Raw genomic sequence first — 13,827 nt, forward strand, 5'->3', positions numbered from 1 at the left:
CTAGCCGCCGACGGTCCCGATCCTGTACTAGTAGCGGTTTTGTCGCGAGGCGGCATCGGTTCCAAGAAGCCGGGTCGTCGGGGAGCGGCGCGTGACGCGCGCACTGTAAGAGAGACCTCACATGAAAACGAATGGCATCGACCAGGCCAAGGGCTTTGTCGACGGTAAGTGGAGCCCGGCCACGGGCACCGGCAAGGGCCGGGTCTCCCCGTGGCTGCTGCTCGCGGTCCTGGCCGTGCTGGTGGCCGGCGGCTGGTATGGCTGGCGCACCTGGATGGCGCCGAAACCCGCCGCCAAGGCGCCGGCCGCGGTGGTGGTCAGCACGGCCGTGGTCCAGCAGGGCGACGTGCCGCTGCAGGTGAGCGCCAACGGAACGGTCAGCGCGCTGTCCACCGTGGAGGTGCGCCCGCAGGTCTCGAGCACGGTGCGCGCCGTGCACATCAAGGAAGGCCAGTCGGTCAAGCCGGGCGATCTGCTGTTCACGCTGGACACGCGCATGGACGAGGCCAACCTCGCCAAGTCGCAGGCCCAGCTGCTGCGCGACCAGGCCGACCTCGCCGACGCGCGCCGCACGCTGGCGCGCAGCCAGGAGTTGCTCGAGCGCAACTTCATCTCCAAGAGCGCGGTGGACACGGCGCAGGCCAAGGTCGACGGCTTCGAGGCCACCATCCGCGCCGACCAGGCCGCCATCGAGGCCAGCCGCGTGGCGGTCAGCTACGGCGCCATCCGCGCCACCATCGCCGGGCGCACCGGCGTGATCAACATGTTCCCCGGCTCGCTGGTGACGCCCACCAGCGCGCTGCCGCTGGTCACGATCGCGCAGATCCAGCCCATCGCCGTCACCTTCACGCTGCCCGAGCGCCAGCTCGCGGCGCTGCGCGAGGCGCTGCACGCCGGCCCGGTCGCCGTCACCGCCATGCCCAACGACGGCAGCAAGACCCCGGTGACGGGCAAGATCAGCTTCGTGGACAACTCGGTCGACCCGCAGTACGGCAGCATCCGCATCAAGGCGCAGTTCGAAAACGAGGAGCAGCGCCTGTGGCCGGGCACCTACGCCAACGTGGACGCCGTGGTGCAGACCCTCAAGGGCGCGCTGTCGGTGCCGCCGCAGGCGGTCGTGACCGGCCCGGAAGGCCGCTTCGTCTACGTCGTGCAGGCCGACAACCGCGTCAGGCCGGTGCCGGTCAAGGTGCAGATCTCGACCGCCAGCGCCGCCGTCATCGACGGCGTGCAGCCGGGCGCGCGCGTGGTGGTGGAAGGCGCGCAGAACCTGCGCGCGGGCAGCCTGGTGCGCGAAGCCCCGCCGGCCGCCCGGGGCGCCGCCAGCGCCCCGGCCGCCGGCGCCAAGCCTTGAAGTCCAGAGCCCCCAAGCCATGAACCTGTCCGAGCTCTGTATCCGCCGTCCGGTGATGACGGTGCTGCTGTGCCTTGCGGTGATCGTCACCGGCATCGCGCTCTACCCCACCATCCCGATCGCCGCGCTGCCGTCGTTCAACTCGCCGGTGATCCAGGTCACCGCCACGCTGCCCGGGGCCAGTCCCGAGACCATGGCGGCCTCGGTGGCGATCCAGCTGGAAAAGCAGTTCGCCACCATTCCCGGCGTGTCGGTGATCAGCTCGTCGAACACGCTCGGCAACTCCAGCATCACCATCGAGTTCAACAACGACCGCGACATCGACGCCGCCGCCGTGGACGTGCAGGCCGCGCTGTTCCGCGCGCAGCGCTCGCTGCCGATCGAGATGACGGTGCCGCCGTCGTACCGCAAGGTCAACCCGGCCGACGCGCCGGTGCTGCTGCTGGCGATCAACTCGCCGGCGCTGAGCCTGGCCGAGCTCAATGCGTTCGGCGACAACCTGATCTCGCCCACGCTGGCCACGCTGCCCGGCGTGGCGCAGGTGCAGGTCAACGGCCAGAAGCGCTTCGCGGTGCGCGTGCGCGCCCACCCGGACGCGCTCTCCGCGCGCGGCCTCACGCTCGACGAACTGGCCACCGCGCTGAACCGCGCCAACGCCAACACCCCGGTCGGCACGCTCGACGGCGCGCGCCAGACGCTCACCATCCAGGCCAACCGCCAGCTCGCCAGCGCCGACGCCTTCCGCAACATCATCGTGGCCAGCCAGCCCAGCGGCGCGCTGGTGCGGCTGTCCGACGTGGCCGAGGTCGAGGACAGCGTCGAGACCATCAAGACCGGCAGCTGGCTCAACAACGAGCGCTCCATCGTGCTGGCCGTGCTGCGCCAGCCGGACGCCAACACGGTGGCCGTGGTGGACGCCATCAAGGCCACGCTGCCGCGCCTGATCCAGCAGATGCCGGCCTCGGTCAGCGTCAGCGTGGTCAACGACCGCTCGGTGTCGGTCCGCGAGTCGATCCACGACGTGCAGTTCACGCTGGCGCTGACCGTGGCGCTGGTGGTGATGGTGATCTTCCTGTTCCTGCGCCGCGCCGCCGCCACGCTGATCCCCACCGTGTCGCTGCCGATCTCGCTGATCGGCACGGTGGCGCTGATGAAGGTGTTCGGCTACAGCCTGGACAACGTCTCGCTGCTGGCCATCACGCTCGCCGTGGGCCTGGTGGTGGACGACGCCATCGTGATGCTGGAAAACATCGTGCGCCACATCGAGGAAGGCGTGCCGCCGCTGCGCGCCGCGCTGATCGGCTCGCGCGAGATGGGCTTCACCATCCTGTCGATCTCGATCTCGCTGATCGCGGTGTTCATCCCGATCTTCTTCATGCCGGGCGTGATCGGCCTGCTGTTCCACGAGTTCGCCGCGGTGGTGTCGCTGTCGATCCTGGTCTCGGCGCTGGTGTCGCTCACGCTGATCCCGATGCTGTGCGCGCGCTTCCTCTCGGCCGAGAACGTGCCCATCGACGAGTCGCAGCACACCTACGGCGACCACGCCGGGCAGGCGGCGCACGCGCCCGCCGCGGCGCAGAAGCAGACCATCGGCCTGCGCTCCACGCAGTGGTTCGAGGACCTGTTCGAGTTCACGCTGCACCGCTACGCGCGCGGGCTGGACTGGTGCCTGGCGCACCGCAAGTCGGTGCTGGCGGTGGCCGGCCTGACCTTCGTGCTGACCGCGGTGCTGTTCGCCACCATTCCCAAGGGCTTCTTCCCCGAGGAAGACATCGGCCAGATCCAGGTCAACGCCGAAGGCCCGCAGGACATCTCGTTCGACGCGATGGCCGAGCGCCTGCGCGACGCCGCCGAGCGCATGCGCAAGAACCCCGCGGTGCGCAGCGTGGTGGTGACGATCGGCGGCGGCAACTCGCCGGCCATCAACACCGGCCGCATGTTCGTCGAGCTCCAGCCGCACGGCCAGCGCCCGCGCATGTCCAAAGTGGTCGAGTCGCTGCGCCACGACGTGTCCGGCATTCCCGGGCTGGCGGTCTATTTCTCGCCGGTGCAGAACCTGCGCCTGGGCGGGCGCCAGAGCAAGAGCCGCTACCAGTACACGCTGCAGAGCGTGAAGGCCGGCCAGTTGCAGGAATACTCGGACAAGCTGATGGCCAGGATGCGCGCCGACCCCGTGTTCCGCGACGTCACCAGCGACTCGCAGCAATCCGGCCTGGAAGCGCAGCTCTCCATCGACCGCGACAAGGCCAACGCGCTCGGCGTGCAGATCCAGGACGTGCGCCAGGCGCTGTACTCCGCGTTCGGCGAGCGCCAGGTCTCGACCATCTATACGCCGATCGACAACTACTACGTGATCCTCACCGCGGCCGACATCGACCGCGCCGACGAGACCGCGTTCTCCAAGCTCTACGTGCGCAGCAAGACCGGGCAGATGGTGCCGGTCTCGGCCTTCTCCACCACCGAGCGCCGGGTCGGCCCGATCGCCGTGAACCACCAGGGCCAGCTGCCCTCGGTGACGGTGTCGTTCAACCTCGCGCCGGGCGCGGCGCTGGGCGCGGCCTCGTCCAAGATCGACACCTACCGGCAGGAGATCGACATGCCGACCTCGATCTTCACGAGCTGGGGCGGCGACGCCGCGGTGTTCCAGTCCTCGCAGGCCACCCAGGTGCTGCTGCTGGTGGCCGCCATCGCGGTGATCTACACGCTGCTGGGCGTGCTGTACGAAAGCTACATCCACCCGCTCACCATCCTGGCCGGCCTGCCGTCGGCGGCGGTGGGCGCGCTGCTCACGCTGTTCATCTTCAACGTGGAGCTGTCGCTGATCGCCACCATCGGCGTGCTGATGCTGATCGGCATCGTCAAGAAGAACGCCATCATGATGATCGACTTCGCGCTGGCGGCGCAGCGCGAGCAGGGCATGGCGCCCGCGCGCGCGATCCGGCAGGCCTGCCTGTTGCGCTTCCGCCCGATCATGATGACCACCTTCGCCGCCGTGGCCGGCGCGCTGCCGCTGGCGCTGGGCCTGGGCGCCGGCGCCGAGCTGCGCCAGCCGCTGGGCCTGGCGGTGGTGGGCGGCCTGCTGTTCTCGCAGGTCATCACGCTGTTCATCACGCCGGTGATCTACCTCGCGCTGGACCGCTTCTCGGGCACCGGGCCGCTGCAGATCGACTCGGAAGGCAACCGCCTGCCGGAACTGGTCGGCGGGGAGGCGGCCGGCGCCAGCCACTGAGCGGGCCGACGCCACGGCGCGAGCCGGGAGAAGACAGGGGCGGTGCCGGGTCAGCCGGCGCCGCCCTTTTCGTTTGCGCCGGCCGGCGCGCGCGGGGCGAGGTGCGCAGCGCGCCGCCCGCAACTGGGCAATAATGGTCGCCATGCGCGCCAGCCACCACATGAAAAATCCGGACTTCCCCGCCATGCAGACACGTCATCGCCTTGCTTGCCGGCCTGCCGGCCGCCGCGCCGGACTGGCGCTCGCCGCCGCCCTCCTCGCTGCCTTCCTCGCCGCGCTGGCGGGCTGCGCGGGCACGCCGCCGGCCACCGTGGCGGGCGACGTCGCGCACCAGTTCACCGGCAAGACCTACGTGCTGCTCGGTGAAGTGCACGACAACGCCGACGGCCAGAAGCGCCGCCTGCTGGCGCTGTCGAGCGCGCTCGCCGCCGGCTGGCGGCCCGCCATCGCGATGGAGCAGTTCGACCGCGAGCGCCAGCCCGACATCGACCGCGCCCGCCGCGAGCGCCCCGGCGACGCCGCCTACGTGGTCGCGCAGGCCGGCGGCAAGGGCTGGCAATGGGAGCTGTACACGCCGGTGGTGGCGCTCGCGCTGCAATACGACCTGCCGCTGGTGGCGGCCAACCTGTCGCGCGCCGATGCCGGCAGGATCGTGCGCGGCGGGCTTGACGGCGTGTTCGAGCCGGCCGAGCGCCAGCGCCTGGGCCTGGCCGCGCCGCTGCCCGCCGACGTGGTCAGCGAGCAGACCGCCGTGCTCGACCGCGGCCACTGCGGCAATTTCCCCAAGGCCATGCTGCCCGGCATGCTCGACGCGCAGGCCGCGCGCGACGCCGTGATGGCCGCCGCCATGCGCGCCTACGCCGACCGCGGCGCCGTGCTGATCGCCGGCAACGGCCACGTGCGCCGCGACGTGGGCGCGCCGCGCTGGCTCGCGGCCGAGCCGGGCAAGATCTACAGCGTGGGCTACCTGGAGCAGGCCGGCGCCGGTGAGGTGGGCGAGTACGACCGCGTGGTGCTGGTGCCGGCGCGCAAGCGGCCGGACCCGTGCCAGGACGCCCGGCCCGGCGCGGGCACCGCGCCGGCCGGCATGGGCTGAGGCGCGCGCGGCGCGGGCCCGCCTAAGCGAACAACTCTTCCGCCACGGTCGGGTGCAGTTGCACCGTGGTGCGCAGGTGCGACAGCTTCACGCCGAGGCGCAGCGCCACCGCCAGCGTCTGGATGATCTCCGGCGCGGCGTTGTCCATCATGTGCGCGCCCAGCACGCGGCCGCTGCGCGCGTTGACCACCAGCTTCACCATCGACGCCTGCCCGCTGCCGGCGAAGCGGTTCTCCAGCGAGACGAAGCGGCGCACCACGCTCTCCACGCGCTCGGCCTTGCCGGCGGCCGCGATGGCCTCGTGCTCGGTCAGGCCGACGCTGCCGATGGCGGGCTCGCAGAAGACCGCGGTCGGCACCACGTCGAAGTCGGCGCGCTCGCCGCGCCGGCCGAACAGGCGGTCGGCCAGCCAGCGGCCCTGGGCGCTGGCCACCGGCGTGAGGTGCAGGCCGTCGATGGCGTCGCCGACGGCGTGGATGGAGCGCACCCGGCTGCGGAACGAGCGGTCCACGCGGATGCCGCCCTGCGCGGACTTCTCCACGCCGAGCGCCGCCAGGCCCAGGTTTTCCCACTGCGGCTCGCGCCCGATGGCGGCCAGCGCGGCCTGCGCGCGCACGGTGTGGACGCGGTCGCCGCCGCCGCCGCCATTGCCGCCATCGTTGCCATCGCCATCGGGCGCGCCCTGCCGGTAGCACACGTCGATGGCGCCGTTGGCCTGGTTGAGCAGCGTGACCTCGGCATTGAAATGCAGGCGCACGCCCCTGGCGGCGAGCGCCTCGGCCAGCGCCGCGGCGATCTCGTGGTCGAAGCGCTCTAGCAGGCGGCTCTCGCGCACCAGCATCTCGACCTTGACGCCGTAGCGCGAGAGGATCGAGGCCTGCTCCACCGCGATGTAGCCGCCGCCGATCACCACGATCGAGGCCGGCAGGCTCTGCCAGGTGAAGACGTCGTCGGAGGTGCCGGCCAGCTCGCCGCCGGGCACCGGCAGCGTCTGCGGGCGCGCGCCGGTGGCGATCAGGATGCGGCGCGCGTGGATGGTCTCGGCGCCGACCTGCACCAGGTCGGGCGCGGTGACGGTGGCCTCGCCGTGCAGCAGCGTCACGCCGGCTTCCTGCAGGCGGTGGGTGTAGGCCACGTGCAGGCGCGCCATCTCGGCGTTGACGCGCACGATGGCGTCGCCCCAGTCCTCGCGCCCGCCGGTGTGCGACAGGCAGCCCGAGAGAATGGCGGCGAGGGTGCCGCCGTAGGACAGCATCTTCTTGGGCACGCAGCCGCGGTTGACGCAGGTGCCGCCGATCGCGTCGCGCTCGATCAGCACCACGCGCGCGCCGTGTGCGGCCGCGCGGCGCGCCGCGGCCACGCCGCCGGAGCCCGCGCCGATCACCACGAAATCCGCCTCGCGCTGCGCGCCGCCGCGGCGCCTGCCGCGGCGCGGCACGCGCTCGACGGGCTGCTCGGATGTCGCCCTGCGCGCGCTCTGGCGCTCGCTTGCCGGTCTTGCCTGGCGTTTCGTCATCAATGCCTCCTGTGGCGGCGCGAAGGCCGCGTTGCACATCGAGATGACAGAGCCGCAAGGCCGGCCGGCGCGTCCGAAGAACGCTATGCGGTGGTGCCGAGCTCCGTCTTCATGACAGACGGCCATTCGCGCAGAAAGGTTTCCCCGTCGCGCTGGCCGAGTTCGTAGGCAGCGATCATCGCACCGGGCCGGGTGTAGTCCCAGCTCGAGATCGGTACCCGCTGCGAAGGTTGCAGATAAAGCCGCCGCTGCCCGCCGTGCCGCAGCACGAAGCGCCGCGGGCGCGGATAGAGCCGCGTCACCAGCACCAGCACGTTGCCCGGCGTGGGGTCGAGCGCGTCGACCGGCACATTGTCGACCATGCCGCCGTCCAGCACCGGCCGGCCGTCGCGGCGCAGCACCGGCGTGAACGGCGGCGTGGAGGCCGACTGCAGCAGCAGGTCCGCCAGCTGCTCGGGCGAGCCGCAGTCCTGCGCGCGCACGAACTCCGGACGGAAGCCGAGCCTGCGGCCCAGCCGCGGGTGCAGCGTCCTGAGCCAGTGCTTCTCGATGTTGTAGGCCACCAGGCCCGCCAGCACCGCCATGCGCGGCCCGCTCCAGCGCGGAATGTGCGCCACGCCGACGCGGATCTCGGGCGCGGCCTGCAACTGCGCCAGGCGGCCATCGGCGAAGATGCTCAGCAGCGCGCCGCGGTAGATGCCGTAGTGCGGGAACACGCGCTGCCGCGTCAGCAGGTTGCTCCAGTAGACGTTGCGCCGATTGTCTGCCAGCACCTCCTGGTAGTACGCCATGACCTGGCGCGCGTCGTGCGTGTAGATCATGCACGCGGTGGCGGCGCCGGCCGAGATGCCGGCGATCACGCGCGGACGCAGGCCCAGCTCGGGCGCCACCCTGTCCCACCAGCCGGCCTGCCACCAGCAGCGGTTGCCGCCGCCGGCGAACACCACCTGGTCGAACGGCGACGCGGCGCGCATGCGGTCCGGCTCGCGCGGCGGGGCATGGTCGGCACCGACGGGCATGAGGGCGGATTCCGGCTTCGGCTCTGGCATGGCGGTTCAGGTCGTTCCTGGTCCTGGATTGTGGCCGGGTGGCCGGGCTGCTATTGGGGGGCCGGTGCGGCGCGGGTTGGGGGAATGATACAGGGGGTGGGGGGAGGGGGCCCTGTTGGGGGGCTGGTGGCTCGTTCTGGGGGGAAAGGGGCACTTTTTTCTTTCTGGGTCTTGACGTTCAAAGGCTACTTCAAAGTCAGCGGCTGAACGTCGAAGTTAAGTGCTGAACGTCAAGGTCAAAGTCAACATCAAAGTCAAAGTCAAAGTCAAAGTCAAAGTCAAAGTCAAAATCAACTTCAAAGTCAAAGGCTTTCGCTCCCCCGGAGCGACCTACTTTCTTTTCCCCGAAAAGAAAGTAGGCAAAGAAAGCGGGCTGCCTGGCCGGCAGGGGCAGAGCCGAACAGGGATACGAGGGTTATTGGTTTCGTGGTGGGGCCTGCGGTTCTGCTGACCTGCTGCCGGTACCGGTTTTGGCGGCCACTATCTCTCGGATGGTGTTGGATTCGTGGTGGCGCTGCATGATGGCGGAGGCCCAGGCCCTCCGGGCTGCTGCCGCGTCCGGGGCGGATGGGTGCGTCATAGGGGCGGTACTGGTTTCGTGGTGGGCGCGGTGGCCCCTGTTCGAGCGCGGTGCCGAACGGTTTTGACTTGAGAGGTCGTCGGGTTCAAAGCAACCCAACACACCTGCGCTGGATCCACCACGCCCACCACGAAACCATGCGGGTGCTACGCCGTGGCCGCCCAAACCGGTAACGGCAGATGCTCGAACCAGCAGTGCGCTCGCCATCATAGGTCTGACCACGAAACCACTACAGCCAGCAGTGTCGTGGCCGCTCGCACCGGTACCGGCAGAATCCCAGCAGAACCACCACCCCCACCACGAAACCACCAACCCAAGAAACCCTGTTCGGCTCTGCCTCTGCCGGCCAGGCAGCCCGCTTTCTTTGCCTACTTTCTTTTCGGGGAAAAGAAAGTAGGTCGCTCCGGGGGAGCGAAAGCCTTTGACTTTGATGTTGACTTTGACTTTAACTTTAACGTTAAGAAGTTGACTTTGACCTTCAGCCGCTGAAGTTAAGAATTTGACTTTGAAGCCGCGTCTCAAGCCGAACCCAACCTTTAAAGAACCCTCCCCCAATAAACCAATAAAAAAAAAGCCCAACACCACAAAAGTGTCAGGCTTCGCCAACAATAATCATCCCGCCGCCACGCGGCAAGCCAACTCAACCCGCCGCATCCACCACCCCCCCACGCCGCGCGGCGCGCCGCGCCAGCCACCCCAGCACCCTCGGAATCACCACCACCGCCACGGTCATCGCCAGGATGGTCGCCGAGATCGGCTGGGTCACGAAGATCGACCAGTCGCCCTGGCTGATCGACAGCGCGTTGCGCAATTGCTTCTCGGCGATGGGCCCCAGGATCATGCCGACGATCACCGGCGCGGTGGGGAAGTCGAAGCGCCGCATGGCCATGCCCAGCACGCCGATCACGAACAGCAGCAGCAGGTCGAACCACGACTGGCGGATGCCGTACGCGCCCAGCCCCGCGAAGATCAGGATGCCGCCGTACAGCAGCGGCGTGGGAATGCGCAGCATGCGCACCCACAGGCCGATGGCCGGCAGGTTCAGCACCAGCAGCATCACGTTGCCGATGTAGAGCGAGGCCAGCAGGCCCCACACCAGGTCGCCCGAGGTCTGGAACAGCATCGGGCCGGGCTGCAGGTTGTAGTTCTGGAACGCCGCCAGCAGGATCGCGGTGGTGTTCGAGGTGGGGATGCCCAGCGTCAGCAGCGGCGCCAGCGTGGCGGTGACGGCGGCGTTGTTGGCGGCCTCGGGGCCGGCCACGCCTTCGATCGCGCCGACCGTGCCGAACTCGTCCTTGTGCCTGGACAGCTTCTTCTCGGTGGCGTACGACAGGAAGGTCGGGATCTCCGCGCCGCCGGCCGGGATCAGGCCGAACGGGAAGCCGATGAGGGTGCCGCGGATCCACGCCGGCACCGAGCGCTTCCAGTCCGACCTGGTCATCATGACGCTGCTGAGCTTGTTGAAGCTGCCGTCGGGCTGCGGGAAGAAGGCGTTGAACAGCGCCTCGCCGACCGCGAACAGGCCGACCGCCACCACCACGATGTCGATGCCATCGTAGAGCTCCTGCACGTCCATCGAGTAGCGCGTCTGGCCCGACAGCGAGTCCATGCCGATCAGGCCGATGCCCAGGCCCAGGAACAGGCTGGTCATGCCGCGCAGCAGCGACGAGCCCAGCACCGCGGACACCGTGGTGAAGGCCAGCAGCATGATCATGAAGTACTCGCCGGGGCCGAACTGCAGCGCCACGTCGGCCGCCACCGGCGCGAACATCGACAGCAGCACGGTGGCGATGGTGCCCGCCGCGAACGAGCCGATCGCCGCGGTGGCAAGCGCCGGGCCGGCGCGGCCGCTCTTGGCCATCAGGTTGCCTTCCATCGCCGTGACCATCGTCGACGATTCGCCCGGCGTGTTCATCAGGATGGAGGTGGTCGAGCCGCCATACATGGCGCCGTAGTAGATGCCGGCGAACATGATCAGCGCGGCGGTCGGCTCCACCTTGGTGGTCAGCGGCAGCAGCATCGCCACCGTCAGCGCCGGGCCGATGCCGGGCAGCACGCCGATGGCGGTGCCGAGGAAGCAGCCCACCAGGGCCCACATCAGGTTGATCGGGGTGATGGCCACGGCGAAGCCGTGCATCAGCAGGTTGAGAGTGTCCATGAGTCAGCTCCGGTCAGAACCCGGCGACGGGCAGCAGCGGCAGGTTGATGCCGAGCAGGAATTCGAACAGCGCCCACATCGGCAGCGTGATGCACAGGCCGATGAAGCCGTCGCGCACAAAGCGCTTGCTGCCGTAGCCGCGCGCCACGCAGACCATCAGCAGCGTCGAGGCCAGCACGAAGCCGAGCGTGCCGATCAGCGCCATGTTGGCCACCAGCCCGGCGGCGACCCACAGGAAGCCGCGGAAGTTGTGCGGTGCCGAGGGCAGCTCGGCGTCTTCCTCGGGCATGTTGCGAAAGCCCCCGCGGATGCCCTGCCAGGTCAGCGCCGCGCCGCACACGGCCAGGCCGATGGCGACCAGCGTGGGCATGAAGCGCGGCGACAGCCCGGCATAACCTTCGTCGCCGGAGATGCCCGGCAGGCCGACGAAGAAGAACAGCGAGAGCAGCAATACGGCAATGCCGATCGCCAGGTGCGAGGGTTTCATCAAGGGCTCCTTCAGGCGGCGGCGCGCTGGCCGGCCGCGGTTTGTCGTCCCCGCGCGGCGGGGGCCCGGCGACTGATGGTCTGGTCCTGGGTATCGCAGGTGGTGGACACCGGGCCCCCGCCTGCCGCATGCGCACTAGGCGTCACGGTGCGCCGCAGGCGGGGCCGACAGGTGAAACGGCAAAACGGTGAAACGATGAAGCGGTGAAACGACAAAGCGACACCGCGGCGGCGCCGTCATGCCGGCGCGCGCGCCGGCACGGAACTTACTTCGCCACGCCCAGCTCGCGCAGCGTGGTGCCCAGGCGCGCCGACTCGCCGTCCACGAACTTGCCGAACTCGTCGCCGGTCAGCAGGAACGGGGTCCAGTCGTTGCGGGTCAGCGCCTCTTTCCAGGTCGGCGTCTCGGTGGCCTTGACCACCGCGTCCACCAGCGCCTTGCGCTGCTCGGCGGTAATGCCGGGCGCGCCATACACGCCGCGCCAGTTGTAGATCTCCACGTTCACGCCCTGCTCCTTGAGCGTGGGGATGTCGGCGGTGCGTTCCTTCGACGTCACCGCCAGCGCGCGCATCTTGCCGCTCTTGATGAAGGGCAGGAACTCGGACACGCCGGCGATGCCCACGGTCACGTGGCCGCCGAGGATCGAGGCCGACGCTTCGCCGCCGCCCTGGAACGGCACGTAGTTGACCTTCTTCGGATCCACGCCGATGTCCTTGGCGATCAGGCCGGCCAGGATGTGGTCGATCGAACCCTTGGAGCCGCCGCCCCAGCTCACGCTGCCCGGGTTGGCCTTGAGCTGCGTGGTCAGGTCCTTGACCGACTTCAGCGGCGAGTTGGCCGGCACCGTGATGACCATCGTGTCCGCGTACAGGCGCGCCACCGGCGTGGCGTTCTTGAGCGTGACCGGCGGCTTGTTGGTCTCGATCGCGCCCACCATCACCGCGCCGGTGACGATCAGCGCGTTGGGGTTGCCCTTGTCGGTGTTGACGAACTGCGTCAGGCCGATGACGCCGCCCGCGCCGCCCTTGTTGTCGTACGCGGCGGTCTTGGCCACGCCGGCGGCCACCAGCGCGGCGCCCAGCGAGCGGCCGGTCTGGTCGTAGCCGCCGCCCGGGTTGGCGCCGATCATGAACTTGACGTTGTCGAGCGCGAACGCGGGCGCGGCGGCCACGGTGGCGGCCAGCGCGGCCGAAGCCATGACGGCGTGGGCGAAGCGGTGAATCGAGCGGCGCATATCGGTCTCCTGCTTGTCTTGAAGGTTGCCGGCGGCCGGGCATGGCATGCGGTGCCTGGCGCGGTCCGGACCGGGGTGCCCGGCTGGTGTGGCGCTGGCGCGGGGCAGGAAGACACCCCCGGCACGCCGGGGGGCGAAGGGCTCGTCTCCTGTCCGCCGCTGCGCGTGCATGGCCGGACTTGTTCTTTGAGTTCTTTCCGTGCGGTGGATTGCGCGGATCTGGCCCTTATGAGCCATGGGGTGGATTCTAGGTGGGGGAAACTGTCAAAAGGCTGTCAATTTGACAGGGAGAGGGGTGGGGTTTACGTGGGGGTGAATGTGTGGACATTTGGGGGCTGGGGGGGTGTTTTCTGGGTTTTTTTAATGGTGGGGCGTGGCTTTGGAGGGTTAAATTTAGAGTCTTTAAGAGTCTAAAGTTGACTTCAAGGTCAAAGGCTTAAATTCAAGAATTTAAAGTCAACTGCTTAACGTCAAAGTCAACATCAAAGTCAAAGGCTTTCGCGCCCCCGGCGCGACTTACTTTCTTTTATCCGAAAAGAAAGTAAGCCAAGAAAGCGGACTGCCTGGCCGGCAGGGGCAGAGCCGAACAGTGTTGCTGGTTGTTGGTGGTTTCGTGGTGGGGGTGGTGGTTCTGCAGGGAATCTGCCGGTACCGGTTTTGGCGGCCACGTTCTCTCGGGTGGTGTTCGATTCGTGGTGGCGCTGCATGATGGCGGTGGTCCGGGTGGTTCAAGCTGCTGCCGCGACCGGGGTGGATGGGTGCGGCATAGGGACGGTGCTGGATTCGTGGTGGGCGCGGTGGCCCCGGTTTGAACCCGGTGTGGGATCTTGAGATGTGCCAGAGGGGAGCGCGCAGCATTCATCGAAACCCAACACACCCGCGCTGGGTCCACCACGCCCACCACGAAACCATGTGGGCGCTATATCGTGGTGGCTAAAACCGGTAACGGCAGATGTCCGAACAGGCAGTGCGCTCGCCATCATAGGTCTGACCACGAAACCAATACCGCTAGCAAAGTCGTGGTGGTCCGCACCGGTAACGGCAGGATACAAACAGAACCACCGTCCCCACGACGAAACCAGCAAGACCAGTAATCCCAATGTTTCTGCCCCTGCCGGCCAGGC

The 13,827-nt window shown here is 68.8% G+C and carries 9 protein-coding genes; 4 read left to right on the top strand and 5 right to left on the bottom strand.

Annotation, left to right across the window (positions count from 1 at the left end):
• Window positions 1-121 precede the first annotated feature (121 nt).
• The 3 genes from KF708C_RS05175 to KF708C_RS05185 all read left to right on the top strand — a co-directional run bounded on the left by KF708C_RS05175 (window position 122) and on the right by KF708C_RS05185 (window position 5,679).
• Entirely contained in the window at window positions 122-1,354 is a 1,233-nt protein-coding gene (locus KF708C_RS05175; protein WP_059410950.1) for an efflux RND transporter periplasmic adaptor subunit, read from the top strand.
• 19 nt (window positions 1,355-1,373) lie between these two features.
• On the top strand, window positions 1,374-4,583 hold the full coding sequence (locus tag KF708C_RS05180) for an efflux RND transporter permease subunit (RefSeq protein ID WP_029044295.1): 3,210 nt from the start codon (window positions 1,374-1,376) through the stop codon (window positions 4,581-4,583).
• 184 nt (window positions 4,584-4,767) lie between these two features.
• A complete protein-coding gene (locus KF708C_RS05185) occupies window positions 4,768-5,679 on the top strand; it encodes a ChaN family lipoprotein (RefSeq protein WP_082079437.1) in 912 nt (303 codons plus the stop codon).
• Window positions 5,680-5,701: 22 nt separating this feature from the next.
• Here the strand turns inward: KF708C_RS05185 and KF708C_RS05190 are convergent, their stop codons facing one another.
• Entirely contained in the window at window positions 5,702-7,195 is a 1,494-nt protein-coding gene (locus KF708C_RS05190; protein WP_059410951.1) for a dihydrolipoyl dehydrogenase family protein, read from the bottom strand.
• Between the two features lie 83 nt (window positions 7,196-7,278).
• Complete coding sequence (locus KF708C_RS05195; RefSeq protein ID WP_370552788.1) at window positions 7,279-8,214, bottom strand: patatin-like phospholipase family protein; 936 nt, start codon at window positions 8,212-8,214, stop codon at window positions 7,279-7,281.
• Between the two features lie 250 nt (window positions 8,215-8,464).
• Here KF708C_RS05195 and KF708C_RS35460 point away from each other — a divergent pair, with 250 nt between their 5' ends.
• Window positions 8,465-8,695, top strand: a complete 231-nt coding sequence (locus KF708C_RS35460; RefSeq protein WP_156173734.1) for a hypothetical protein — start codon at window positions 8,465-8,467, stop codon at window positions 8,693-8,695.
• 769 nt (window positions 8,696-9,464) lie between these two features.
• Here the strand turns inward: KF708C_RS35460 and KF708C_RS05200 are convergent.
• From KF708C_RS05200 to KF708C_RS05210, 3 genes are all read right to left on the bottom strand, one after another.
• On the bottom strand, window positions 9,465-10,982 hold the full coding sequence (locus KF708C_RS05200) for a tripartite tricarboxylate transporter permease (RefSeq protein ID WP_059410952.1): 1,518 nt from the start codon (window positions 10,980-10,982) through the stop codon (window positions 9,465-9,467).
• 13 nt (window positions 10,983-10,995) lie between these two features.
• A complete protein-coding gene (locus tag KF708C_RS05205) occupies window positions 10,996-11,469 on the bottom strand; it encodes a tripartite tricarboxylate transporter TctB family protein (RefSeq protein ID WP_059410953.1) in 474 nt (157 codons plus the stop codon).
• Between the two features lie 265 nt (window positions 11,470-11,734).
• Window positions 11,735-12,703: a Bug family tripartite tricarboxylate transporter substrate binding protein gene (locus KF708C_RS05210; protein ID WP_020424049.1), complete on the bottom strand. Its 969-nt coding sequence runs from the start codon at window positions 12,701-12,703 to the stop codon at window positions 11,735-11,737.
• Between the last annotated feature and the right edge of the window lie 1,124 nt (window positions 12,704-13,827).

Source organism: Cupriavidus basilensis, assembly GCF_000876015.1.
Classification (GTDB): Bacteria; Pseudomonadota; Gammaproteobacteria; order Burkholderiales; family Burkholderiaceae; genus Cupriavidus; species Cupriavidus basilensis_B.